The following is a 25,067-nucleotide window of genomic DNA, read 5'->3' on the forward strand; positions in this document are numbered from 1 at the left end:
TAGAAAGATTAAGGGGATTACATTTTATTATCCAATTGTGGAATTACGGAAAAGTATAAAAGGCCGTAATTAAGAACTAAGGCTTAAAATTTAGAAAAAATATGAGTTTTGATAGAGAAACACTGGAATAAACAAACAAATATGCAAAAATTCATCTATCCTGCCTGTGATTTCAGAAAATTTTATTGTTAATTTTTATGAAGTAAAATGGGCTATCGTAGTTTCTCAGCTCCTCAACTTGTTGGAGATGTCAAGAATCATGGAGACGCTTACAATTCATGCGGTTAAGTAGTACATATATTTCATCTTTTCTGTCAAGAGACTGAAGAATTCCTTTGACAGTCACAACATAATGAACGGGTATAAAACGCAAAAAGGATAAAACCCGTGACAGAGGAATTTAAGAGAGGCGATAAGGTTGAATGGAAAACCTCACAAGGTAAAACTACTGGTGAGGTAGAGAAAAAATTGACTTCACCTACAGAGATAAAAGGACATCACGTTGCTGCTTCCAAAGATAATCCTGAGTATTTAGTCAAAAGTGACAAAACAGGAAAAGAAGCTGCTCACAAACCTAATGCTCTTGAAAAAGTTGAGGAGTAGTGCAGCGATATGACTCAAAGCCTCAAACTAGTAATTGACGAATTTAACTCCTCTGTGAATATGACAGCTAAAGAACTAGCAGTTTGGCTGGAAACTGAGGAATCACAATCCGTTGGACAGAAGAAAGAAGACGATGAGTCCATTGGACATAAATCTGGCAAGCATATCCTTGAAATGTTGCAAAAGAAAAATGATGAGTATACTGATGACGATATATCTCACATGAAAAAAGTCATCAGCTATATTCACCGTCATTTAGCACAACAACCTGAGGGAGATGTTGAGCACACGCGTTGGCGTTACTCTTTAATGAATTGGGGACACGATCCGTTAAATTAGAAAATTATGAATTATGAATTATGAAAAGAATTAGAATTTATTATTCATAATTCACAATTCATAATTTTTTAGCCAAACCAGTGAGATGGTTCGCAATCGGGTTTGATCTCTTCACATAAATGATGGCTAACCCAATCTGATTTTTCTTGAAAAATAGAAAAAATCCCTTGTTGAATTAAATTCTCTAGATGGAGTTGCTGCTCTAATGGTTGACGGCGCAACTTATAGCTTGACCAATAAGCTTTTTCTGGTTCAACTGCACCGTAAAGGCAAGGAATCCGGCTGAGAACGTAAGCTATGAGTTCTTGTCGTAAATCTGGAATAGCAAAAGCCTGTTGATAAGGATAATATGGATAATGGTCTAAAATGCTTTCAATTTCTTTGATGACGGATTGCTCTGTTAGGTTGACAACTGTTTTCATAAATGTTGAACTCCTGTTTCTGTATTTCATAAATTGATGAAAAATACCAGTTATTTTTAGCAAGCCATGTTGCAATACGGCTTTAGCCCTTAGGTTTACTATTCCACAGCTAGCTAAAAAGAAATTAAAGCAATAATTGCTAAAATCATTAGCCTAACTTTGACTCCCAAAAATACTGAATATTTGCCTGCATCTACTTGAATAAAAGTGAATTCTTTTTAAGAAATGTTTCTTTAAAAAAATTCATAAAATGGTGATGTGTCTTTGTTTTATTTATAGTGCTAGTTCTTGAAAATTTCTACTTTTTGGGCAGAAAAATACATAAAACGCAGTACAAACTCCAAGCAAGCTTATTTTGTCAATCGTAGAGGTGCTTTTTCAAAATAAATTATAAATTTAATTTTTAATAATTTTTACATTAGTTAATATTTGGCTCTTCTTTTTGTATGAGGATCTTATATTGTGTTTGGATAATGGCTTCTGATTAAAAATTAAGCGTGTCGCTGGTTCTCCCAATCTCCGCGTCATTCTTATCGTCATTACTTAGGCGAAGAACCTGATATTAGAGCAGTAGGGCGAGCGCTGTCCACTCCGTATGTCTTTTGGTTGGCATTGCCCATCCTACAGCACTGAAAATTTTTCACGAATGCTTTAGCTCTGCTACGTGCAATTTATAGTGACTTTTATATAGAGCTATTAAAAACCTCTAAAAAACTAAGTTTTGGTAGAGTCAAATGACGCAGGGAGTTGTTTGTTGCTTCTGCTGCTGCAATACCTGAAAGCATTGCACCCTCTACAAAATTGCCACCACACCAATCGCCGCAACAGATAAGAGGTACAGCAGTGTCAGCAGCTAAATAAGTCGCTTGCAAAGGACGGGTGGGAAAGGCGTAGCGCCAGCGATGAACTTGTATCCATTCTGGAGTTTTTAGCCACGACATCTGTAACGACTCAGCCGCACGATCTAACATAAATTCTCCGGCAGGTTTTAAATCTTGGGTTTGCTCGTGGTGTTGGGCAAAAGCAGCGCTACTTTGCAGAACAAAAACGGGTTGTTGGGGTTTGGAACGTTTGCTACTATCCAAACCAATCCATGCCAAATGCTCATCTTCAATAAAAGTGACTGCTTTCCAGTCTATTGGGGGTTTTAATGTGGATGGATATCCGGCGATCGCACTCAAGCAAGGAGAAAATTCTACAGAACGCAGGTTATTAAGAAATGTTGCCCCCAAGATATTTTCTCCTAAAGGTTCCAATAGCATTAAGGCTTGAGGTGAAGGAATAGCAATGACTACCGATGTTGCTGTTATCTCTTCATTCGAGGCATCCATTGCCAGCCGCCATTTTTTTTCAGGAGTGGGGGTAATTGCTGTTACGCGTTGGTTCAGCAAAATGTCCAAACCAGGGGCAAGAAATTTTGCGATCGCACTTATTCCTACAGGCGCGGTATATCGGGGCTTGGGTACTGAAGATTCGGGCGTAGGGACTGAGGAATGGGGTTTGAGTTCGTGAACTGTCTGTGTCCAAACCTCTAAAATATGGTGCTGGAGTAACACTTCAATAAAACGTTCTAAAAGTTCACCTTTTGGCTTGAGGTAACAAGTCCCGTGATCCGCACAAGTATTAAATAAACGGCGTGTTGCGACTCGTCCCCCCAAACCACGAGACTTTTCTACAACAAGTACTGAATATCCAGCTTGCTTCAACTGTTGGGCGCAAACTAAACCAGCCATACCGGCACCAATCACTGCAACATCAGTCATTAGTCATCATGAGTTACGGGTCATTTGTCATTATCAAAGGACAAAGGATAAAAAGACAATTTATGAGTCTTAAAAGCTAATAGTAGAATAAAGTACATACCAAAGCTGCATGGAAGGGAGGAAGGTAAATTGGATGAACTAAGGGCGGTTCTAGAACTGGCAACTGAAGAAGAATTGAAAGATTTGACAGCAATCCTTTTTAGTCGTAAGTTTAATCCTCTAGATTACGTTCATACACCTGAGCCTATAGAAGTACAAAGTAAAGGTCGCAAAGCTTGGCTCGATACATTAGAGCAACGCTTTCGTTATTTAGCTGCCGATGGAGTTACAGTACTGCGAGGACGTACTAGTCAAGTAAGTTACAGGCAAGTGCTGATTCAAGTATGTAAGTATTTAAAAATACCTTATTCCCACGAACTGACTACTGTTGATTTAGAAGCCGAAGTTTTTCTATTTTTGCTCGGACACGTTTGGAAAAAATTGCCAGAAAAAGATAAGCAAAAATTTACAGTTCAAGTTCAGCATCAACTCGCTCAATCACAACCAAACCAAACTCTGCCACTTTCATTACAGCGAGATCCCATTGGACTTCTTTTTAAAGGTGGAAGTGCTTTGGCTGTGACTTCCATTATTCAACCGTTGATGTTGAAACAAATCGCCCGTCAGTTTGCAATGCACTTTGCGACTTATGAAGTGACCAAACAAGCTGTCGTTCAAGGTTCCGAGGTAGCAGCCAACCAATTTCAACACTATGTCACTTTGCAAATGGCAAAGCAGGGTATGGCTGTCAGTGCCACTCGTTACAGTGTAGCTCGCACTATGTTCGCTTTCTTAGGACCGATGATGTGGGCTTGGTTTTTTGCAGATTTGGGATGGAGAGCAATTGCTACCAACTACAGTCGAATTATACCCACTATTTTCACACTTGCTCAGATTCGCCTTACTCGTACTGAATGTTGGGAGTTTGCGTGAAAATTCTCCTTCGCCATCTCAACTTTAGCGTGCAGTCTCGTTGGAAATACACCTTACTGGGACTAGCTATCTTCCCACTCATTCCTCTATTTGGGGCTGTAAGTATGGGTTGGGCTATATTGGGAACCTTAATGCAACAATATCGTGCGGTGGTGAGTCGCCCCCTCAACAGGGGGTTTATGCTTCTCAGTGTCTGGCTAATCCTTACAGCTAGCTTTGCTTACAATAAGACGGAAGCTTTCATAGGATTGTTTAATTTTATACCATACTTTCTCGTTTTTGCCAGCTGGAGTGTTCTGATTCAAACCATAGCTCAATTGCGGCAACTGTCTTGGCTGTTGGTAATAACCTCTGTGCCAGTCATAGTCGTTGGTTTGGGACAGTTGCTTTTAGGATGGGCGACTCCCCCCCAAGGATGGATAGGTTTTTTGGGTTGGGCGATCGCACCAGGAGGAGAACCACCAGGTCGGATGTCTTCTATATTTATGTATGCCAACAGCTTAGCTGGCTATCTCATAATAGTTTTCATTCTGAGTTTGGGATTGTGGCTGGAACAATGGCGATCGATGATTAGGGGGACAGGGGAGATAAGGGAGACAAGGGAGACAAGAAAGGAAATTCTCCCTTTTCTACCCCCTCTCCCCTTCCTCTTCCTCACTCTGGCAATTCTTCTCAATCTTGTCGCACTTATTTTGACTAACTCGCGCAACGCTTGGGCAATTGCGATTTTTGTCTGTTTGGTCTACGCCTTATATCAAGGCTGGCGCATTCTTGTCGCCACTGTCACAGGTGTGGCTGCGAGCGTGCTTTTAGCTGCTTTTGCTCCAACACCTATTGCTCTGCTGTTCCGTCAGTTTATTCCTCGTTTCTTTTGGGCGCGGTTGAATGACGAACTTTATCCCGATCGACCCGTGGCTTTACTTCGCAAAACGCAATGGCAATTTGCTGTATCGATGGCTCAAGAGCGCCCCTGGACTGGTTGGGGTTTGAGAAACTTTACAGTACTTTACGAGGCAAAAATGCAAATTTGGTTGGGGCACCCTCACAGCTTATTTTTAATGCTGTTTGCCGAAACCGGTCTACCTGCAACTCTTGTTTTCTGTGGTTTATTGGGCTGGATATTTGTTGGAGGTGTCCAACTTTTACAAAATTCAAAGGACCTAAAGGCAAAAGACAAAACAATTCTCTTCAGTTACCTTGTTGTTTTTATTGGTTGGGTACTATTCAATACTGTAGATGTTAGTTTATTTGATTTTCGACTGAACGTCATTTCTTGGTTGCTATTTTCTGCTCTTGCTGGAGTTGTGTATCACTACAAGCAGCAATACAAGATTGCAACTGAGAAGAATTAACAGCCCTTAGATTTCAGCACAAATACTGAGGCTACTAAATTCAAGAGTTAATAATATAACTTTAAGCACGTCTGTGCCTATGTGACTAATTCCACGTTAGTCATTGTTGCTGATTGTTGGGAAGATGTAGGAACACTTCTTTTGATGTTTTCCTGCATAACAGGCATCTCTTGGAGATGCCTTTATTTATTTGGTTATACCAAGTTGCTTTCATACATCTCCCTCATCTCCCCCCTCTGCCTTGTCCCATCAATAAGCAATATCTTTGAATGCAACTCCGTATTAGTTGTGAGTGGTTGGTCTTTGGTGGTTGTTGTGCTTGTAAGATAGGTGTGAGAGGAAAATTAACAGGATATCTAGGTAGTCATCAACGAGCTACACTATAACGCATAAGAAAACCTGTATACCTTCTGCCCTCTACCTTTTTTCAACTCAGCTAATTTCTATGTTCACAACGGATGATTTTCTTCAATACACCCAATGGTCGGGTATCGCAACATTAGCGTTTGCCGGTCTGGTGATTTTGGGTTTTGTTTTTAAATGGGGTATTCGCTTTCGTCTTGTAGGTGCAACCGGTTTTATGCTTGTGGTTACGGGGGGACTCTTTGCTCTCTCGTTAACACCTTTAACTCGTACTATCATTCCAGATGCTTTACGTTACAGCCTTGTTTATGATAACGGAGGTCCGCAAGCAGTCATTGCGCTTCCGCCTGCGGAAGTGACTCCATCGCAATTGGAAGCAACTTTACGTCAAGCAGCAAGCGATTTATATTCTTACGGTCGTTTGGGTGCATTAAGCGATAACCAGTTGACGGTTCGAGCACGAACTATCATACACCCAGAAAAAGGTGTTTCTATTCCTCTTTATCTGGGTCAGGTTAGGAGATCTCTTGCTAAACGTGAAGACCAACAAATGGCGATCGAGATTTACCAAGATAAATTGGCTCAGTTACCTCAACCTACTGCATAATTAAGGATACATCAACCGTGTATTCAGGCTGCTACGCAAGGTAAAGTCTTACGGACTGCGTTTTCAGCCTGAGTTTGGTAACCAGAGAGAAGAGATTTTACACAAGGCAAATTTTTTGTGTTTAGAGATACTAGTATTATTTTTTGTTAAGATATAAGTCTCAAGATTACTCAAAGTATTACGAGCAAATTTAACGTGAGTTCGATGAAGTCAAAACAGACCTCACCCCAAACCCCTCTCCTAGGAGGAAAAAGGCTTCAAACCCCAATCGTAACGTTGTTCTTCCCTCTTTTAAAAGGGAGTGAGTGTGAGGTCTGTCGAACCTACATAAAGTTAAAACTCAAGATCTGTTGGGAACTGAAACAGTTACCCTTCAATTATGTATAGTTCCTTCACGTATCCAGAAGTGTTACTTTCATAGTTAGTGATATGTCTAATCAAGCGACGGAAAAGTTGTCTACTCCAAACTCTTACTCGTTATTCACCCTCTGTGTAGCCCCAGCAAAAGTCCTGAGAGGGTCTAAAATTTTGGCTCAAGCTACGGATGCGATCGCCACATTGGGAAGTCGTCCCTTAATTGTGGGAGGCAATGCTTTACGACAAGCGGCTTCGGGTCAAAGTACTGCTGCTCTTCAACTCCACTTGCAACCACTTTTGCAGCACCAGCATTTACATTCTGCACTCGCTTATTATACCCCTGATTGTAGTGAAGCGAGCTTAAAATCTTTGCACAAAGCAGCACAAGAACATAAAGCTGATGTCATTGTTGGTGTTGGTGGTGGTAAGGCATTAGACACAGCTAAATTACTAGCCCACCAATTGCACTTACCAGTCGTGACCATCCCTACCTCAGCCGCCACCTGTGCTGCTTGGACAGCTCTATCCAACGTGTATTCTCGTGAAGGTGCTTTTCTCTACGATGTAGCACTTTCTCGGTGTCCCGATTTGCTGGTACTCGATTACGATTTAGTGCAAACTGCCCCACAACGTACACTTGTAGCCGGTATTGGAGATGCACTCGCTAAGTGGTATGAAGCTTCTGTAAGTAGCGGACACTCAGAACAAACCTTGATTATTGCTGCGGTGCAACAAGCGCGAGTGTTAAGGGATATCCTCTTCCAAAAATCTATCACTGCCATCAAACATCCAGGTAGCGAAGCTTGGCGGGAGGTTGTAGATGCTACAGTATTACTTGCGGGTGTCATTGGGGGACTTGGAGGCGCACAATGTCGTACTGTAGCCGCTCATGCCGTACATAACGGTTTGACTCACATTTCCAAAGGTAGCGGTAGCATTCACGGTGACAAGGTTGCCTATGGTATTTTGGTGCAACTGCGTTTGGAAGAAACGATCCAGGGCAATCAGCTAGCAACGACTGCACGACAACAGTTATTGAAGTTTTATGCAGAGATTGGTTTACCCCAAAAACTGAATGATTTGGGATTGGGGAATATTACACTGACACAATTACAGACTGCGGCAGAAATTGCACTAGCTCCAAATTCCGATATCCACAGACTGCCGTTCAAAGTTTCCCTAGAACAATTGATGGCAGCGATGGTTTCTACCACCGCACCGATAGAAGGAAATCGCACTCCTATAAATTTGACGCAAAGCGCGGAAAAAGTTGAGTAGTCACGAGTGCAAAGGAGTCGGTAATGATAAGGTTCCTTTGCACTCCCCACATTTACCGCACTGTCTCGTCATATAATTCATAATTCATAATTCATAATTGTTTCGATGACTTTAGATTGGATTGTCCCAGCTGAACGCGTACAGAAATTACCTCCCTACGTATTTGCCCGTCTAGATGAACTCAAGGCAAAAGCACGGGAACAAGGGCTGGATTTAATTGATTTGGGCATGGGAAACCCAGATGGTGCAACGCCTCAACCAGTGGTAGAAGCGGCAATGAAAGCTTTGCAAAATCCTGCCAATCACGGCTATCCTCCTTTTGAGGGAACTGCCAGCTTTCGCCGTGCTATTACTAATTGGTATCAAAGGCGTTATGCCGTGGATTTAGATCCAGATAGCGAAGCATTACCCTTACTTGGCTCTAAAGAAGGATTGGGTCATCTTGCTATGGCTTATATCAATCCGGGTGATTTGGTTTTAGTTCCCTCTCCTGCTTATCCCGCTCATTTCCGGGGTCCTGTCATAGCGGGCGGGAAGATCCACAGTTTAATTCTCAAGCCAGAGAATGATTGGCTGATCGATCTAGCTGCAATTCCCGACTCTGTAGCCGAACAAGCAAAACTTCTCTACTTTAATTATCCCAGCAATCCTACAGCGGCTACTGCACCACGCGAATTTTTTACAGAAATTGTCGCTTTTGCTCGCAAGTACGAGATTTTATTGGTACACGATCTGTGTTACGCCGAATTAGCTTTTGATGGTTATCAACCAACAAGTTTGTTAGAAATTCCAGGGGCAAAGGAAATTGGGGTTGAGTTTCATACCCTGTCTAAAACTTATAATATGGCGGGTTGGCGCGTTGGTTTTGTTGTAGGCAATCGTCGTATTATTCAGGGTTTGCGAACGTTAAAAACTAACTTGGATTATGGTATTTTTGCAGCATTGCAAACTGCTGCGGAAGCAGCTTTACAACTACCCGATGAGTATTTGTATGAGGTGCAAGAACGATATCGCAATCGCCGTGATTTTGTCATTCAAGGTTTGGGGCAGTTAGGTTGGGATATTCCTAAAACTAAGGCAACAATGTATCTCTGGGTTCCTTGTCCTAATGGTGTCAGTTCTACGGATTTTGCCTTAAGTGTCTTGCAGCAAACGGGTGTTGTAGTGACGCCCGGTAACGCTTTTGGGGTCGCAGGGGAAGGGTATGTAAGGATTAGTCTAATTGCAGATTGCGATCGCTTGGGTGAGGCTTTACACAGATTTAAACAAGCGGGGATTTACTATTCTCAAAAGTAAGAAGTTAAGGTGAGGGTGAGGGAAGATTGTTAACTTGCCCTTCTCTCAATCTAAACTTTCACAAAATTAGTTTTTTAAAGAACTCCAGGGGGTGCAGAGGATACAGAGTCAAGAGGAAAAATTTCCTATCTGAAGTGGTTTCTCATTATTTCCCTAGCTTGTTCTGGACTCATTGTTAGATCGGGAAAGTTTCGATTTGATAACTCATATTGTTGTTGTAAACCGCCTAATACCTGCTCTACAGACCAACCAGTCCAAATGCGAGAAATTTTTTCTAAAATGTAGCGTCTTTCTCTTGGTTTTTGCCACCAAACAGTTATTTTTTTGTTAATTTCGTCTATGCAGGCACCGCTTTCAATACGATCGTGCGAACCATCACCCCTATAGTTAGGTGGTTCGCTTGGTAGAGCGAAAGTTGATTGCTTTGCCTGAAGAATTTGCAATAATTGCGAACCTAAAAGCAGAATATTTTCTATATTCCAAGGAAAGCAATAGTCATGAATTGAACTATCTAGATATTTAACTGTAATAAAAGATTCTATCCACCTGCTTTCAATATAAAGGAGTTCACCTGTATCAAAATCAAATTCTCGCGGATCGATCTCAATATATGAAGAAACTTCTTTTATGTTTATAGCTTCAAAGTTTAAATAATGTTTTGGAATCACGAACTTTGGATTAAGTCCAATATATTCAGATATTTCAGCAATGCCACGATATGCCCAATTTACAGTCCAATCTACCCAATGTTCTCGTACAATTAAGACCGTTGCTTGAATGAGTGGATAATTGAAAGACCATCCTTTTGCTTCTGGTCCAATGAAGAACTTTAAAACCTTATTATACTCATCCACTAACACAGCGCTATCACACCAAACCTCATCTAAAAGATACCCCGGATCTGGACGCATAGAGCGCAAATCGGAAATTGCTTCTGGAGGACCGGAAAACAACCATGTACCAATTCTTCCAATACACCATCTATCTACATAAGTCCGCAGATTTTGCTTTTTGTCGAGGTAGGCATAATTAGCGCGATCGCTCATACATTGCATTTTGATAAATGCTCATTATACTCAGCCAACACGAGAAGTCACAAACCATCAAGGTGAAGTTTCCTTATGCCAAATTTAATTCTCGCGTGGGATGCCAGTCACAAGAGTAGAAAGCTAGTATAGTAAATCAACCCAGTCTTTGTGGAACTTACTTAGTTGTTGTGATTCACCAACACTCGGAAACTATTCTTAACGAGCCATTTGAACAAACATCAGAACGGGGCTATTCATTTACCTGGTTCGATTGGTTTTGTCTGTGGTATCCTCCTGGTTGGCTCATTCTATTTAACCGACACTGGCAACACTATCACGCAGATCCGGAAGGTTGGAATTGGCTGGAATATATTTTGTTTCTCATTCCTGGAGGGTTCTACATAGCATTATTTATTCGTTGGTTGCGTCTTGGTTGTCGTTCCCCAAAGAGTGAGACGGTTGAATTTGACCCCATTTATCAACAAGCATTTCGAGATGAAATTCTTGCTCCCATCGTGAAATATTATTTTCGGGGTGAGTTACAACAAATTGAAAATTTGCCGCAAACGGGATCGGTCATTGTGGCAATGAATCACGCAGGAATGTGTTTTCCTTGGGATATTGTCACGCTAGGTTACCTTTTAAGTAAAACAAGAGGATGGGTGGTACAACCGTTAGCTGGGGTATCTTTATTCGATCATGCTTGGATACATTGGTGGCTACCACCTGGATGGACAAAGATTTTAGGTGCTGTCAGAGCAGAGTTAGATGATTTTGAAGCTGCAGTACAAGAACAAAAAATTCTCCTGTATGCGCCAGAAGGATTGCGCGGACCAAGAAAAGGTTGGGGAAAACGCTATCAATTGGAAACGTTTGATTTGAGTTTTATTCGGCTCAGCCAGCGCTATGAAATTCCTATATTGCCTGTAATATGCATTGGTAATGAAAACTTACACCCTTGGACATGGAATATTAGAAAGCTACAAAAGCTATTAAATTTGCCTTTTTTGCCTATCTCACCTTTAATGCCAATATTTATTCTTTTTCCTTCAATGGGAGTTTGGGCAATGAGGGGTCGCTTGCGTTATTTTATTCAGCCTTTGTATGCAGTAGAAGGCGATAGTGATGGTATAGAAAGAGCAGTTGCTTATCAAAAAGCACAACAGTTAAAAGAAAAGATACAAGCTCAAATCATTCAAATATTAAGGGTCTGTAGATGAGTATTGAAAAGCCCTGTTCCATCGCTATCTAACTTAAGATATTGGTGCAGGATACTGCGCTCGCCGTGACGTGGGATTTTCTGACCCGTGTTGGGAGCGATCGAGCTACCTGTGAAACACAAAATAAATTGGACTTATCAACATATTGCGATGAGATATTGAAAATCATGACAAATATGTGAAAGATTTTTGACTTGGGATATCTTAAACTGACCTTGAGTAATTTTTACCAAATTTAAGGTAGCTTTTACCTTAAAGGAGTAAGCATATGACCGCTCAAGCCAAAATCGTCGCGATTGTTACAGGCGCTTCCAGAGGTATTGGAGCCGAGATTGCTAAAAAACTTGCTTCCAATGGTTTCGCTGTGGTGGTTAACTACGCTGGTAATAAGCAAAAAGCAGATGAAGTTGTGAATGCCATCAAAGCTACGGGAGGAGAAGCAATCTCAGTTCAAGGGGATGTATCTAACTCCAAAGATATTGCCTATTTATTTGATACCGCCGAACGGGAATTCGGTGGCATTGATGTCTTGGTAAATAACGCGGGTATTCAAACCCCAACAGCTATTAATATTGCCGATACTGACGATGAATTGTATGACCGGATTTTCAATACAAATACTCGCGGTACATTCTTTCTTTTGCGACAAGCTGCCAAGAGATTGCGTGAAGGCGGACATATCGTTAACTTTTCAACCAGTGCGGTTGGTCTAGCTATGCCCGGTTATGGCGTGTATGCAGCCTCAAAGGCTGCTGTTGAAATCTTTACTAACATTATGGCTAAGGAACTCAGGGGACGAAATATTACTGTCAATGCTGTTGCACCCGGACCTACCGCTACGGATCTGTTTTATCAGGGTAAGTCTGAGGAATTGATCCAGAAATTTGCTCAACAAGCACCGCTAGAGCGATTGGGACAACCAGAAGATATTGCTAACGCTGTTGCTTTCTTAGTGAGTCCTGCAGGAAGTTGGATTAACGGTCAAACTATCCGTGTAAATGGCGGTATTGTTTAGTTGCTCTCATTGTTCTCGTTCTCAGGCTCCCCCTAGGAACGAGAACAATGAGAAACTATGGGAGCGCTTCAGGTATTGACGTTCCAAAGCGGTACCCTTTGCCATAAACAGTGTGAATTAAAGGGGTTTCACCTGTCTGTTCAATCTTCCGCCGTAGCAAACGAATCAGTGCAGCGATCACATTACTGCTAGGTTGTTCGCCATCCTCCCACAAATGTTGCAAAATCTGCGCGTGAGTCAGCAATTGCCCGGAATTTTCCATAAAATACTGCAAAAGCTGGCTTTCCTTTTCAGAAAGTTCGATGGCTCTTCCCTGACGATAAGCAACTTGGTTATCGCTATCGAATTCCAAATCGGCAACAGTTAACTTTTGAGTGGTTGCATTATAAGGCTGCGAACTAGAACGACGCAACAAAGCCCGAACTCGTGCCAATAATTCGCGCAATTCAAACGGTTTCACCAAATAATCATCTGCACCGACATCTAAACCTTGAACTCGGTCATCTAGAGTATCCTTAGCAGTCAGAAACAGAACGGGAGTGGTTTTCCCTTCGCGTCGCAATTCCTGACAAATCTCTAATCCTGTCTTCCCCGGAAGCATCCAATCTAAAATCAGCAGATCGTAGTGACCATCTTGTACCAATTGGCTACCGCTTGTTCCATCATAAACAGCATCAACACTGTATCCCTCACGAGTAAGCACGCGAGTCAAAGGGTCTGTGAGTTCAATTTCATCATCAACTACCAAAATTCGCATATCACGTATTATTTTGGATTTGGATTTTCGATTTTGGATTTTGGGTTGAAAAATATGTTCGGGAAACTGATATCCTACAAATTTGAGCGCTAAATAGTAACCTCCTCAACTAAAATCCCCATATGCTAACTGTTGCACTGCCAAAAGGCGAACTTCTTAAAAATAGCATCCACATACTGCAAGATGTGGGATTGGACTTTAGTGCTTTTTTAGATTCAGGTAACCGCCAACTTCAGATTACTGACTCTAGCGGACAAGCCAAAGGGCTACTGGTACGGGCACAAGATGTACCGGTTTATGTAGAATACGGTCAGGCACAGTTGGGTATTGTTGGTTACGACGTATTGCGGGAGAAAAAACCGCAAGTCGCGCATCTAGTTGATTTACAGTTCGGACATTGTCGAATGTCGGTGGCGGTGAAAAAATCAAGCCCTTATCGTTCGGCATTGGAGTTACCCCCTCACGGTCGAGTCGCTTCAAAGTATGTCAACTGTGCTCGTGAATATTTTTACAGCTTGGATTTTCCTGTAGAAATTGTACCGTTATCCGGTTCTGTGGAACTAGGTCCGATTACGGGAATGTCTGAGGCGATCGTCGATTTAGTCTCTACAGGAAGAACTTTGCGCGAGAATGGGTTGGTTGAGATTGCAACTCTGTATGAAAGTACGGCTAGGTTAATTGCCCATCCTTTGAGTTACCGCCTCAATACAGGTCATTTACTTGAGTTAGTTGAGAAATTACGCCTGTCAGTTCTCTCGACGATCGCAGTATAGATGATTCATTTTCTTTGAACTCAGTGGGTAGATCGGGGCAAATGAAAATTGTAAAGCTAGCTCGGCATTGTCGCTTTTAAGCCAGACAATGTCGGGCACGTATCTGTATTTTTATAAAAATAATTATTACAATATATATATGTTGCGTTAACAATAAGAGTAAAAAAGATCCGCTAATAGTGTTAAAACTTAAAATAACTTTCAAAATACAAAGATCGGCCACTTTCGCAAGCTATAAATAGAGCAAACTACAGAGTTATTTCTGTAAATTTATTTAAAGATTTATGAAACTCCAGACAAGTTATGACGAAACGGCGAGGTTAGAAGCCCTGCGCCAATATCAAATTCTCGATACCGAACCCGAAGAAGCATACGACAATATTGCCAAGCTAGCTGCCTTCATTTGTGACGCTCCTATTGTTTTGGTCAATTTTATTGATAGGGATCGCCAATGGTTTAAGGCAAAAATAGGTATTGACTTTACAGAAGTCCCTCGAAGCGTAGGTTTGTCTTACCTGTGCCAAGACAACCAAGATGTGGTAGTTGTCTGTGACACTCATGCGGATGAAGAGCTAGCAAAGAATCCAGTTGTTGTATCCTACCCTCATGCCAGGTTTTATGCAGGAGTTCCCTTAATGACTCCTAAGGGAGAGATGGTGGGTACTCTCTGTGTGATCGATCGCGTTCCCAGAGAACTGCACCAGCAACAGATAGAAGCTCTCAAAGCTTTAAGCCGCCAAGTTATCAGTCAACTGGAACTCAGACGCAATCTAACTGATGTATGCCGTTTTGCAGATGAACTTCAACTGACGCAGGAAAAACTAGCACACAGTGAAAATCTTCTCCGTACAATTGTTCAATCAGAACCAGAGTGTGTCAAATTACTTGCCAAGGATGGTACTCTACTGGAGATGAACCCAGCAGGGCTGGCAATGATTGAGGCTGATTGTCTCAATCAAGTTGTGGGAAAATGTATCTATCCCCTAATTGCCCCCGACCACCGTCAAGCATTTATCGATCTCACAAATAAGGTGTTTCAAGGTGAATCGGGGATACTGGAATTTGAACTTATTGGCTTGAAGGAAAAGCGTTGTTGGTTGGAAACTCACGCCGTTCCCTTGCGTAATTCTGAGGGAGATATCATTTCGCTGTTAGCAGTTACTCGCGATACGACCGCTCGCAAACAAGCAGAACAAGAACGTCAAAAACTTCTAGAACGAGAACAAATAGCACGGGAACAAAGTGAAGTCGCTCAACGCGAAGCAGAAGACGCCCGAAACCAGAGCATAAAAATATTGGAGAGTATTACTGATGCTTTCTTTGCCCTAGATAAAGATTGGCGTTTTATTTATATCAATCGACAAGCAGAACGATTGTTACAAAGCAAGCGGGAAGAATTACTCGGTCATTCAGTATGGGATAAGTTTTCTGAAGCAGTTGATTCTACTTTTTATCACGAATATCACAAAGCAGTAGCCCAACAGGTCAGTGTTTCTTTTGAAGCATTCTATCCACCCCGAAATACTTGGTTTGAAGTCCATGCTTATCCTACTAGCGAAGGGCTTTCCGTATATTTTCAAGACATTACTCAGCGCAAGTACGCTGAAATAGCGCTGCGAGAAAGTGAAGAACGGTGGCAATTGGCTCTAAGGGGCAATAATGATGGGATTTGGGACTGGAATATCAAAACGAATGAAGTGTTTTTCTCTCAGCGTTGGAAGGAAATGCTGGGGTATGAAGATCGTGAAGTTGGCAATTATCTGGATGAGTGGAAGAAACGAATTCATCCTGATGATTTAAACAGGGTTATGGAAGTGATAAAGAATCACTTTGCAAAAAAGATGCCCTACTATATCAGCGAACATCGAATACAGTGCAAAGACGGTTCTTATAAATGGATTTTAGATAGAGGTCAAGCACTTTGGGATGAGGCTGGTAATGTCTTGCGAATGGTAGGTTCTCACACAGATATTACAGAACGAAAGCTAGCAGAAGAAGAATTAAAGCACCAAAACAGGCGATCGCAACTTTTTGCGGAAATCACCTTAAAGATTCGCCAATCATTACAAATTGAGGAAATTCTGCAAACAGCAGTCACGGAAGTTCAAAAACTGCTAAAAGCAGATCGAGTTCTTGTCTTCCGTCTTTGGGCAGAGGGTGCAGGGACTGTCATGCAAGAGGCTGTTTTGCCCGGATTTCCTGTAGTTTTGGGAAAAAATCTTCACGATCCCTGCTTTGGTAAAGACTATCAAGAACCATACTCTCAAGGAAGAGTGAGTGCAATTAGCGATATTGAAACAGCAGGTATCCAAGATTGCCACAGACAATTCCTCGCACAATTTGGTGTAAAATCTAATCTTGTTGTACCAATACTGCAACGGGAAAATTTATGGGGTTTGCTAATTGCTCATCAATGCGATCGCCCGCGAAATTGGAGCAATGTAGAGATTGAGTTATTAAAGCAGTTAGCCGATCAAATTGGTATTGCTTTATCACAAGCGCATCTATTGGAACAAGAAACCCACCAACGTCAGGAACTCCTTCGTTCCAATGCCGAACTAGAACAATTTGCATACGTTGCTTCTCACGATTTGCAAGAACCATTGCGAATGGTTACGAGTTACCTACAGCTTTTGGAGAGACGCTACAAAGAGAAACTAGACGGTCAAGCTCATGAGTTTATAGCTTATGCGGTGGATGGGGCGCATCGAATGCAAAAACTCATTCAGGATTTATTGAGTTATTCCCGTGTCAGCACTCGCGCCCAGCCTTTTAAATTAGTTAAGTGTCAGTCTCTTGTCAAGAGCGCTCTTACCAATCTCAAAATAGCCATAGAAGAAAGTGGTGCTGTTATCACCCAGGATTCATTACCTGAAGTTATGGCAGATCCCACACAACTGACACAGCTGTTTCAAAATCTGATTGGAAATGCCATCAAATTTCGCAGCAAGCAAACACCTCAAATTCATATTGGAGTTGAACGTATAGAAGAAAAATGGCGATTTGCCGTCAAAGACAATGGAATTGGCATTGAACCCCAGTATGCCGAGCGAATTTTTATTATTTTCCAAAGATTGCACACTAGAGATAAGTATCCCGGCACTGGTATTGGACTGGCAATATGTAAGAAAATTGTGGAACGTCACGGTGGAAACATCTGGGTTGAGTCACAACCAGAACAGGGTACAACTTTCTTCTTTACTATCCCCGATAGAACAGGAAATCGATTGTGAGTATAGAAATAGTTATGCCTATTGAGGTTTTGCTTGTAGAAGACAATCCCGGCGATGTGCAATTGACCCAGATTGCTCTGGAAGATAGCAAAATCTCCGTGAACTTAAATGTAGCACGCGATGGCGTTGAAGCTATGGCATTTTTACGCAAAGAAGGTCAGTATAAAATAGTACCTACACCCGATATTATTTTACTCGATCTCAATTTGCCTAGAAAAGATGGGCGAGAAGTGCTAGCAGAAATAAAAGAAGATAGAATTCTTAGAAGAATTCCAGTGGTCGTTCTAACCACATCTGGTTCGGAAGAAGATGTACTTAGAGCCTACAATCTTTGTGCAAACTGTTACATTACCAAACCCGTTGACTTTGACCAATTCGTTAAAATCGTACATTCTATCGAAAGTTTCTGGTTTACTGTCGTCAAATTACCACAAGAGTGAGGAAGGGGGGAGTGGGGAAGTGGGAAAGTGGGGGAAAATAGGGATATAGGGACTAGCGATTGGGGATTGGGAAATTAATTACCATTTCCCCAATTACCTTTCCATTCCTTCTTGTATAAGCAGTTAAAAATGACTACTAACCACTAACCAACATAATGAAAGTTTTATTAGTTGAAGATAACCCTGGAGATGTTCGGCTGTTGCAGGAATTTTTATTAGAAGTTCCATCTGTTGAATTTGTGCTGAAACAGGTACAACAGTTAGATGAAGCACTCAAATCTCTGGAAGAAGAAAGTTTTGATGTCATTTTGCTAGACTTATTACTGCCAGATAGCCAGGGATTAGAAACATTTGTGAAAATCCACTGTCAAACTCCTGCGATTCCCGTGATTGTTTTGACAGGTTTTAATGATGAAAACCTGGCTATTAATGCAATGCAGCAAGGGGCCCAAGATTATTTGGTCAAGGGACAGGTGAATGGCGATTTACTGTTCCGTTCCATGCGCTATGCAATTGAACGTCAGCGCACGGAAGAAGCTTTAAGACAGAGTGAAGAACGATTTCGGGTTGCTTTGAAGAACTCTCCTATCTTTGTATTTAACCAAGACAAAGAACTGCGCTACACCTGGGTTTACAATCCAATTTTTGGGTTGACGGCTGAAGAAATTTTGGGCAAATGCGACTCAGATTTTATTTGGGGTGACGATGGCGAACGTCTTAAAGAAATGAAACTAGGTGTCATTGCTACAGGAATGGGAATCAGGGAAGAAGTTTCCATTGCAACAACCCAAGGAACTCGGTATTACGATCTGACTGTCGAACCATTGTATAATGAGTCCCATGAAATTGTAGGTATCACTTGTGCCTGCATTGACATTAACGAGCATAAATTGGCTGAAGAAAAGATTCGCCAACAAGCTGCTTTACTTGATGTGACAACTGATGCAATTTTTGTTAGAGATTTAGACAATCGTGTTTTATTCTGGAACAAAGGTGCGGAAAATTTGTATGGCTGGCTTTCTAAAGAAGCATGTGGAGAAGATGCTAGCAAGTTTTTGTACAATGAAACGCCACCAGAAGAGGAAGCCGCTTTTGCAAGCGTCACTCGTAAAGGCAAGTGGCAGGGTGAAATGACTAAATTGACGAAGAACAATAAGGAAATCCTTGTAGAGAGCCGTTGGACTTTAGTCTGCGATCGCTATGGCAAGCCCAATTCAATTCTTACTGTAGATACGGATATTTCAGAAAAGAAGCTTTTGGAATCTCAATTATTTCGTACTCAACGCTTGGAAAGTATTGGAACTTTAGCAAGCGGTATTGCTCACGACTTAAACAATATATTAACACCTATTCTAGCAGTCGCGCAACTATTACCCCTAAAGTACCCCGATATTTACGAGCAGGATATGCACCTGTTAGAAATCTTAGAAGATAGTGCCAAACGGGGTGCCGATTTAGTCAAACAAGTTTTGTCTTTTGCACGGGGTGTTGAAGGAAAGCGCATTACTTTACAGCTGAGACACTTAATTAAAGAAGTGATCGCTATTCTCAAAGAAACATTCCCCAAATCTGTAGAAGTCCGAACAGATATACAACAAGATTTATGGATGGTGTCTGGTGATAGTACGCAACTGCATCAGGTACTCATGAACCTTTGTGTTAACGCCCGCGATGCCATGCCCAACGGTGGTACTTTAAGTATCTCTGCCGAAAATTTGTTTGTCGATGAAAATTATGCTCGCATGCATCTAGAGGCAAAAACCGGACCTTACACAGTCATTACTGTTTCGGATACTGGGGTTGGTATTTCTTCTGAAATTATAGACAGAATTTTTGAACCATTTTTCACGACTAAGGAACAAGGCAAAGGCACTGGTTTGGGGCTATCGACGGTCATTGGTATTGTGAAAAGTCACGGTGGATTTGTGAATGTGTATAGTGAAGTTGGCTCTGGAACTCGCTTTAAGGTATACTTTCCTGCGGTTGAGGAAATAGAAACAGAGGTAGCACCGGAAGTTGAGGTATTAACAGGTCATGGAGAACTCATTTTAGTCGTAGACGATGAACCGTCGATTCAAGAAATTACCAAAGCATCTTTAGAAGCATACAACTATAAGATTTTGACAGCAAATGATGGTGTGGAAGCGATCGCCCTCTATGCCCAGTATAAGGATACAATCCGTGTCGTGTTGATGGATATGATGTTACCTTTACTGGATGGTTTAACGGCTATCCGTACCATTCAAAAAATCAACCCACACGTGAAAGTGATTGCTACAAGTGGGCTGATGTCTAGCAGCAAGCTAGCAGCTGCTACTGGTAATGGTGTTCAGAAATTTTTGCCCAAGCCTTATACTGTTAAAGAATTATTGTATGCTTTGCAGACAGTGCTTGGTTGAGTCAGAAACTCTACTCTCGCTCCGATGGCTCCGCCTTCTGTAAGACTACAGAGTATTATTTGCTTGCCACTCATCTCTGGTAATAGCGTAGTATACCACATCATGACCGTAGTAGCGAGTTGATTTTTGATACGTCATGCCGACTTTTTGGATAACCCTGACTGAGGCGGTGTTTTCAGGTTTTGCGATCGCTACAATTCGCTCTAGCTTTGCTTCCAAAAATCCATATTTCAAAGTTGCTTTTGACGCTTCTGTAGCAATTCCCCGATTCCAATAAGATTTATCAAAGACGTAGCCGAGCTCAACTTCAGAAGTATTGTCCAAAAAACCAAGCCCGCAACGACCGATAATTTTTCCACTTTCTCGCTCGACCACAGCCCACATCCCGAAGTTATGTTGCTGCCAATGTTGGATCTGCTTGGACAAGCTTGCTTGAGTTTGTTCCCTTGTTCTCATAGAGAGATATTTCATGACCTCAGCATCGCTATAAAGACGATACAAATCTTGAAAATCGTTTTGACTAAAGTGTCTGAGTCGCAATCGTGCTGTCTCAATCTCCGGCATGGTGTCAAGGTACTAATAGAAACACTACATTGGTAAGGCGCTATCTTTGTTATGTAAAAATTAATATAATCTTTGTATTATGAATAATTCTACAACTCTAACAAAATCTGATACAAAGTACCGTCGGCGTGAAAATGACTGGCGGTTATTTTTGCGTTTAGTACCGTATGCCCGCCGTCATGGAAAATTGCTAGCGCTGTCAATGCTGCTACTCGTACCCATAGCCCTCAGTAACGCCTTGCAACCCCTGCTGATCGGACAGGCTATATCTCTCATTCGCAATGAACCCAATACCTACGAGATTTTCAGAAATCGCCCGATGTTACAAGGGCTACAAACGATCGAAGTTGTACTACTGATAACAGTAGCTATCAGACTGATGTTAACTGGTTTTCAGGGTTATTTGGTACAGACCGTAGGGCAAAGAATCACAGCTGATATCCGAAAAGACTTATTCCATCATGTAACATCGTTAGCAGTGCGTTTTTTTGATAGAACGCCTGTAGGTAAAATTATCACCAGGCTTACCAGCGACGTGGAAGTGTTAGGAGACGTATTTGCGACTGGCGCAATTGGTATTGTGTCAGATTTGTTTTCCATGCTGATAGTGATTGGTTTTATGTTTTCTATCAACTGGCAACTTGCTTTGTTGTTATTGTTAATACTCGTACCAGTATCGGGAGTCATTATTTATTTTCAGCAGCAATATCGAAAAGCAAATTACAAAGCAAGAGAAGAAATTTCAGCACTGAATTCTCAACTACAAGAAAATATTATTGGTATCAACGTCGTACAACTGTTCCGGCGAGAAAAATTCAACGCGGAATTATTTCGAGCCACAAACAACCGTTACGTTCGTGAAGTTGATAAAACTATCTTTTTTGATTCTGCTGTTTCAGCAACATTAGAATGGGTTGCATTGATTGCCGTTGGGGTTGTTTTGTGGGTAGGAAGTTATTTACTCTTGCGGCAAAGCTTGACTTTCGGAATTTTATCTGCTTTTGTTTTGTATGCCGAACGGTTGTTCCAACCCTTACAACAATTTGCGGAAAAATTTACTGTCATTCAAGCGGGTTTTACTGCTGTTGAACGTGTTAGCGAAGTTTTAAATGAACCGATAGAAATTCGCGATCGCGCAAATCCCAGATTTTCTATTTTAGATTCAAGATTGGGGTACATTGACGAAATCACAGAACAAATTTCATCTTCCAATTTACAACCCAAACTTGGCGAAATCCGCTTTGAAAACGTTTGGTTTGCCTACAAAGATGATGAGTATGTCATCAAAGATTTAGACTTCACCATCAATCCCGGAGAAAAAATTGCATTGGTAGGTCCGACAGGTGCGGGAAAAAGTTCTATAATTCGGCTTTTGTGCCGTCTGTACGAACCCAGCCAAGGGCGTATATTTGTGGACGGTATAGATATTCGAGAAATCCCCCAAGCAGACTTGCGGCGTTACATGGCAGTCATTTTGCAAGACGGCTTTTTATTTGCCGGTGATGTCAAGAGCAACATTAGCTTGGGAGACATTTACAGTTTTGAGGAAATTCAGCAAGCAGCAGAGAAGACAAACGTAGCCTCTTTTATCGAGCAATTGCCTCAAGGATATGACACCCAACTGCGAGAACGAGGAACCAATCTTTCAAGCGGTCAAAAACAACTTCTAGCTTTTGCTCGTGCTGCTATTCGCAGTCCAGAGGTTTTGGTTTTAGACGAAGCCACTGCGAGTCTCGATGTAGTCACAGAAGCTTTAGTTCAGGAAGCTTTAGACAAGCTTTTGTCAGGACGTACCGCCATTATCATTGCTCACCGCCTGTCTACCATTCGCAATGTCGATCGGATTTTTGTACTTAAGCAAGGAGAACTCATAGAACAAGGAAGCCATGAAGAGTTATTGCGTCAAGGAGGAATGTACGCGACTCTTCATAATTTGCAAATGTTAGGAACTTGAGTTAGTTAATAGTTAGTGGTTGGTGGTTAGTGGTGAGCCGAGCGCTACAGGCGACAGGCGTATAGCCCTTACGGGTTAGTAGTCCATCGTTAACAACTAACAACTAACTACCAATCCTTTTTGGAGAAAAATCAATGTGGGTGTTTGCCGTCTTCATCTGTTTCTGTTGGATGGTGTCTTTGTGTTTGCATGAGTTTGGTCATGCAATAGTCGCCTATTGGGGTGGAGATACTTCAGTTAAGGAAAAGGGATATCTCACCCTTAATCCCCTTAAATATACCGATCCGGGTTTAAGCTTACTCATGCCACTCTTTTTCCTCCTTCTTGGTGGAATTGCTCTCCCTGGAGGTGCTGTTTACATTAACCACCATCGATTACGCAATCGTTGGTGGCTGAGCGCCGTGTCGGCGGCTGGTCCCATCGCTAATATGTTAGTTGTGCTGTTGCTATCGCTACCTTTTCTCTTGGGGTGGCAGACTCAATTACTACAGAATGGCAACAGGTCTGGGTTTTATCTTATGACCTGTTTGGCTTATGTTATTGTTCTGAATATCTATGTGGTTTTTATTAATTTATTACCTATTCCCTCTCTTGATGGTTATGGAATTATTGAGCCTTGGTTACCCCGTAACATTCAAGCCGAACTGAACAGAGTAGGCAAATATGGTATCTGGATTTTGATTGGATTGCTTTGGTTTGCCCGTCCGTTTAATAAATTTTTATGGGATATCACACATACAATTAGTCAATTGCTTGGTGTTTCGCCAGCTTTGGCATGGAGAGGAGGAGAAATATTTAGCCAATATTCTGTTTATATTGTCTTAGGATTAATTTTTATATTGTGGCTATTTCGAGACAAGAAAAAAGATTTTTATCGCAAAGGGAAACAGTTTATTTCTAACAATCGCTATCAAGAGGCGGTGGCTGCATTTGATAAATCTATTGCAAAGCAACCTAAGGACTTTGATTCTTGGTTTTTGCGTGGATATGCACTGTACTGCATGCAAAAATATGAAGAAGCCCTCGATTCCTATGATAAGGCAGCATCAATTCAACCTGACAATGCAAATGTTAGGTATTACCAAGGAATTGTTTTTCAGGATTTAGGAAAAGTAGAAGAATCTTTAGCCGTTTACACCGAAGCATTGCAACTCAAACCAGATTTTGCAGAAGTTTTATGTAATAGAGGTTATATTTTAACAGGTTTAAATAGCTTTGAAGAAGCACTGGCTGATTTTGATACAGCGCTCCAATATCAGAAAAATTATGCACCCGCTTGGGTAGGTAAAGGTGATGTATTAGTCAAATTGCATCGCTACGAACAAGCTGTTAGTGCTTATGACCAAGCCATGAAATTACAACCAAATTCTTCAACTTGGATGAGTAAAGTTAGAGTTTTAGAAAATAAATTGCAACAGTACGAACAGGTTCTAGCTGTCTACAATGAAAAAATTAAATACCAGCCAGAAGATGTTAATATTTGGTATCGTCGGGGCTTAATTTTAGAAAAATTACAACGGCAAGATGAGGCTTTGGCTTCATTTGAGCAAACGATAAATTGCTATAAAAGACTGCTAAAACGCCAGCCAAAAGACGCTAATACTTGGTATGAAAAAGGGTGTTTATTAGAAAAATTACAACGCGATCCTGAGGCACTCATTGCTTATGCTAAGGTGGTAGAAATTCAACCAGATTTTTATCAAGCTTGGTATAACCAAGGCATAATTTTGGAAAAATTACAGCGTTATGAAGAAGCGATCGCAGCTTATGAGAAGGTTTTGGAAATCAGACCAGATGATTGCAACTCTTGGTTTCAAAAGGGACGGGCGTTAGTATTAAACAACCAGTATGAAGAAGCTTTCGAGTCGTTCAACAAGGCAATTGCCATTTACGGAGAATTTTATAATTTTTGGTTTTGGCGCGGAGCTGTTCTTGAGAAATTGCAACAATATGAAGATGCACTTTTCGCTTATGACCAATCTATTGAACTCAAATCAGACTATCCCTACGCCTGGTCTGGCAAAGGTATAGCTTTAATGAATTTACAACGCTACGAGGAAGCTCATACAGCTTATGATAAAGCTCTTGAAATAAAATCAGATCTCGATTATGTTTGGTACAATAAAGCTTGTTGTTACTTGTTTGAGGGTAATATTCCTCTAGCGATTCAAAATTTACAAAAAGCAATTAGTCTTAATCCAGAAGAGATTCTCAACGAGGCTAAAACCGATCCAGTATTTGATACGGTTCGGGAACACCCGCTTTTCAAAAATTTACTACAGCAATCAATGTAATATTTGTAACATGGTAATAAGCCTGCGGTAACACGCAA

Annotated in this window: 20 protein-coding genes; 15 read left to right on the plus strand and 5 right to left on the minus strand. The window is 41.4% G+C overall.

Translation table 11 applies throughout. The features are described 5' to 3' along the window. The first annotated feature begins 387 nt into the window (after positions 1 to 387). Both HC643_RS29450 and HC643_RS29455 read left to right on the plus strand, forming a co-directional pair. On the plus strand, positions 388 to 603 hold the full coding sequence (locus HC643_RS29450) for a hypervirulence associated TUDOR domain-containing protein (RefSeq protein WP_038076815.1): 216 nt from the start codon (positions 388 to 390) through the stop codon (positions 601 to 603). Positions 604 to 612: 9 nt separating this feature from the next. Then, the gene (locus HC643_RS29455) at positions 613 to 942 is read left to right on the plus strand and encodes a DUF3140 domain-containing protein (protein WP_038076823.1); all 330 of its coding nucleotides are present in this window, start codon (positions 613 to 615) and stop codon (positions 940 to 942) included. A gap of 68 nt (positions 943 to 1,010) precedes the next feature. Here HC643_RS29455 and HC643_RS29460 read toward each other — a convergent pair whose 3' ends face one another. After that, positions 1,011 to 1,364, minus strand: a complete 354-nt coding sequence (locus HC643_RS29460) for a late competence development ComFB family protein (protein WP_038076825.1) — start codon at positions 1,362 to 1,364, stop codon at positions 1,011 to 1,013. A 683-nt stretch (positions 1,365 to 2,047) separates the two neighbouring features. Continuing rightward, positions 2,048 to 3,127: an NAD(P)/FAD-dependent oxidoreductase gene (locus HC643_RS29465; protein WP_038076827.1), complete on the minus strand. Its 1,080-nt coding sequence runs from the start codon at positions 3,125 to 3,127 to the stop codon at positions 2,048 to 2,050. Between the two features lie 129 nt (positions 3,128 to 3,256). Between HC643_RS29465 and HC643_RS29470 the strand changes: the two genes are divergently transcribed. The 5 genes from HC643_RS29470 to HC643_RS29490 all read left to right on the plus strand — a co-directional run bounded on the left by HC643_RS29470 (position 3,257) and on the right by HC643_RS29490 (position 9,352). After that, the gene (locus HC643_RS29470) at positions 3,257 to 4,099 is read left to right on the plus strand and encodes a YaaW family protein (RefSeq protein WP_038076829.1); all 843 of its coding nucleotides are present in this window, start codon (positions 3,257 to 3,259) and stop codon (positions 4,097 to 4,099) included. Further along, complete coding sequence (locus HC643_RS29475; protein ID WP_038076831.1) at positions 4,081 to 5,451, plus strand: O-antigen ligase family protein; 1,371 nt, start codon at positions 4,081 to 4,083, stop codon at positions 5,449 to 5,451. The genes HC643_RS29470 and HC643_RS29475 overlap by 19 nt, the downstream gene beginning before the upstream one ends. Before the next feature lie 445 nt (positions 5,452 to 5,896). Next, positions 5,897 to 6,421: a Ycf51 family protein gene (locus HC643_RS29480; RefSeq protein WP_038076833.1), complete on the plus strand. Its 525-nt coding sequence runs from the start codon at positions 5,897 to 5,899 to the stop codon at positions 6,419 to 6,421. Between the two features lie 429 nt (positions 6,422 to 6,850). Continuing rightward, entirely contained in the window at positions 6,851 to 8,056 is a 1,206-nt protein-coding gene (locus HC643_RS29485; protein WP_038076835.1) for an iron-containing alcohol dehydrogenase family protein, read from the plus strand. 105 nt (positions 8,057 to 8,161) lie between these two features. Then, complete coding sequence (locus HC643_RS29490) at positions 8,162 to 9,352, plus strand: aspartate aminotransferase (RefSeq protein WP_038076837.1); 1,191 nt, start codon at positions 8,162 to 8,164, stop codon at positions 9,350 to 9,352. Between the two features lie 125 nt (positions 9,353 to 9,477). On the opposite strand, the gene HC643_RS29495 is transcribed toward HC643_RS29490, so the two are convergent. Beyond that, positions 9,478 to 10,407: a hypothetical protein gene (locus tag HC643_RS29495; RefSeq protein ID WP_153021442.1), complete on the minus strand. Its 930-nt coding sequence runs from the start codon at positions 10,405 to 10,407 to the stop codon at positions 9,478 to 9,480. Between the two features lie 161 nt (positions 10,408 to 10,568). On the opposite strand from HC643_RS29495, the gene HC643_RS29500 reads away from it, so the two are divergent. Then, on the plus strand, positions 10,569 to 11,600 hold the full coding sequence (locus HC643_RS29500; RefSeq protein WP_038076841.1) for a 1-acyl-sn-glycerol-3-phosphate acyltransferase: 1,032 nt from the start codon (positions 10,569 to 10,571) through the stop codon (positions 11,598 to 11,600). Between the two features lie 268 nt (positions 11,601 to 11,868). Then, positions 11,869 to 12,615, plus strand: a complete 747-nt coding sequence (locus tag HC643_RS29505) for an SDR family oxidoreductase (RefSeq protein WP_038076843.1) — start codon at positions 11,869 to 11,871, stop codon at positions 12,613 to 12,615. A 55-nt stretch (positions 12,616 to 12,670) separates the two neighbouring features. On the opposite strand, the gene rppA is transcribed toward HC643_RS29505, so the two are convergent. Further along, on the minus strand, positions 12,671 to 13,372 hold the full coding sequence (rppA, locus tag HC643_RS29510; RefSeq protein ID WP_038076846.1) for a two-component system response regulator RppA: 702 nt from the start codon (positions 13,370 to 13,372) through the stop codon (positions 12,671 to 12,673). A 122-nt stretch (positions 13,373 to 13,494) separates the two neighbouring features. Here rppA and hisG point away from each other — a divergent pair, with 122 nt between their 5' ends. The 4 genes from hisG (at position 13,495) to HC643_RS29530 (ending at position 20,217) form a co-directional block, all read left to right on the plus strand. Then, entirely contained in the window at positions 13,495 to 14,145 is a 651-nt protein-coding gene (gene hisG, locus HC643_RS29515; RefSeq protein ID WP_038076850.1) for an ATP phosphoribosyltransferase, read from the plus strand. A 284-nt stretch (positions 14,146 to 14,429) separates the two neighbouring features. Next, positions 14,430 to 17,378, plus strand: a complete 2,949-nt coding sequence (locus tag HC643_RS29520; protein WP_038076852.1) for a PAS domain S-box protein — start codon at positions 14,430 to 14,432, stop codon at positions 17,376 to 17,378. A gap of 14 nt (positions 17,379 to 17,392) precedes the next feature. Then, positions 17,393 to 17,818, plus strand: a complete 426-nt coding sequence (locus HC643_RS29525) for a response regulator (protein ID WP_038076858.1) — start codon at positions 17,393 to 17,395, stop codon at positions 17,816 to 17,818. A 155-nt stretch (positions 17,819 to 17,973) separates the two neighbouring features. Then, a complete protein-coding gene (locus HC643_RS29530; protein WP_202048670.1) occupies positions 17,974 to 20,217 on the plus strand; it encodes a hybrid sensor histidine kinase/response regulator in 2,244 nt (747 codons plus the stop codon). Positions 20,218 to 20,262: 45 nt separating this feature from the next. Here HC643_RS29530 and HC643_RS29535 read toward each other — a convergent pair whose 3' ends face one another. Continuing rightward, on the minus strand, positions 20,263 to 20,781 hold the full coding sequence (locus tag HC643_RS29535) for a GNAT family N-acetyltransferase (protein WP_038076868.1): 519 nt from the start codon (positions 20,779 to 20,781) through the stop codon (positions 20,263 to 20,265). 79 nt (positions 20,782 to 20,860) lie between these two features. Between HC643_RS29535 and HC643_RS29540 the strand changes: the two genes are divergently transcribed. Further along, positions 20,861 to 22,735, plus strand: a complete 1,875-nt coding sequence (locus HC643_RS29540) for an ABC transporter ATP-binding protein (protein ID WP_038076869.1) — start codon at positions 20,861 to 20,863, stop codon at positions 22,733 to 22,735. Between the two features lie 134 nt (positions 22,736 to 22,869). Next, on the plus strand, positions 22,870 to 25,029 hold the full coding sequence (locus HC643_RS29545) for a tetratricopeptide repeat protein (protein ID WP_038076871.1): 2,160 nt from the start codon (positions 22,870 to 22,872) through the stop codon (positions 25,027 to 25,029). Positions 25,030 to 25,067: the final 38 nt, after the last annotated feature.

Source organism: Tolypothrix bouteillei VB521301 (assembly GCF_000760695.4).
GTDB lineage: Bacteria > Cyanobacteriota > Cyanobacteriia > Cyanobacteriales > Nostocaceae > Scytonema > Scytonema bouteillei_A.

Excerpts from the sequence above, each read along its gene's own strand:
- HC643_RS29455 (WP_038076823.1), top strand. The coding sequence starts at position 613 with ATGACTCAAAGCCTCAAACTAGTAATTGACGAATTTAACTCCTCTGTG.
- HC643_RS29460 (WP_038076825.1), bottom strand. The coding sequence starts at position 1,364 with ATGAAAACAGTTGTCAACCTAACAGAGCAATCCGTCATCAAAGAAATT.
- HC643_RS29465 (WP_038076827.1), bottom strand. The coding sequence starts at position 3,127 with ATGACTGATGTTGCAGTGATTGGTGCCGGTATGGCTGGTTTAGTTTGC.
- HC643_RS29475 (WP_038076831.1), top strand. The coding sequence starts at position 4,081 with ATGTTGGGAGTTTGCGTGAAAATTCTCCTTCGCCATCTCAACTTTAGC.
- HC643_RS29480 (WP_038076833.1), top strand. The coding sequence starts at position 5,897 with ATGTTCACAACGGATGATTTTCTTCAATACACCCAATGGTCGGGTATC.
- HC643_RS29485 (WP_038076835.1), top strand. The coding sequence starts at position 6,851 with ATGTCTAATCAAGCGACGGAAAAGTTGTCTACTCCAAACTCTTACTCG.
- HC643_RS29490 (WP_038076837.1), top strand. The coding sequence starts at position 8,162 with ATGACTTTAGATTGGATTGTCCCAGCTGAACGCGTACAGAAATTACCT.
- HC643_RS29495 (WP_153021442.1), bottom strand. The coding sequence starts at position 10,407 with ATGCAATGTATGAGCGATCGCGCTAATTATGCCTACCTCGACAAAAAG.
- HC643_RS29505 (WP_038076843.1), top strand. The coding sequence starts at position 11,869 with ATGACCGCTCAAGCCAAAATCGTCGCGATTGTTACAGGCGCTTCCAGA.
- rppA (WP_038076846.1), bottom strand. The coding sequence starts at position 13,372 with ATGCGAATTTTGGTAGTTGATGATGAAATTGAACTCACAGACCCTTTG.
- hisG (WP_038076850.1), top strand. The coding sequence starts at position 13,495 with ATGCTAACTGTTGCACTGCCAAAAGGCGAACTTCTTAAAAATAGCATC.
- HC643_RS29520 (WP_038076852.1), top strand. The coding sequence starts at position 14,430 with ATGAAACTCCAGACAAGTTATGACGAAACGGCGAGGTTAGAAGCCCTG.
- HC643_RS29525 (WP_038076858.1), top strand. The coding sequence starts at position 17,393 with ATGCCTATTGAGGTTTTGCTTGTAGAAGACAATCCCGGCGATGTGCAA.
- HC643_RS29530 (WP_202048670.1), top strand. The coding sequence starts at position 17,974 with ATGAAAGTTTTATTAGTTGAAGATAACCCTGGAGATGTTCGGCTGTTG.
- HC643_RS29535 (WP_038076868.1), bottom strand. The coding sequence starts at position 20,781 with ATGCCGGAGATTGAGACAGCACGATTGCGACTCAGACACTTTAGTCAA.
- HC643_RS29540 (WP_038076869.1), top strand. The coding sequence starts at position 20,861 with ATGAATAATTCTACAACTCTAACAAAATCTGATACAAAGTACCGTCGG.
- HC643_RS29545 (WP_038076871.1), top strand. The coding sequence starts at position 22,870 with ATGTGGGTGTTTGCCGTCTTCATCTGTTTCTGTTGGATGGTGTCTTTG.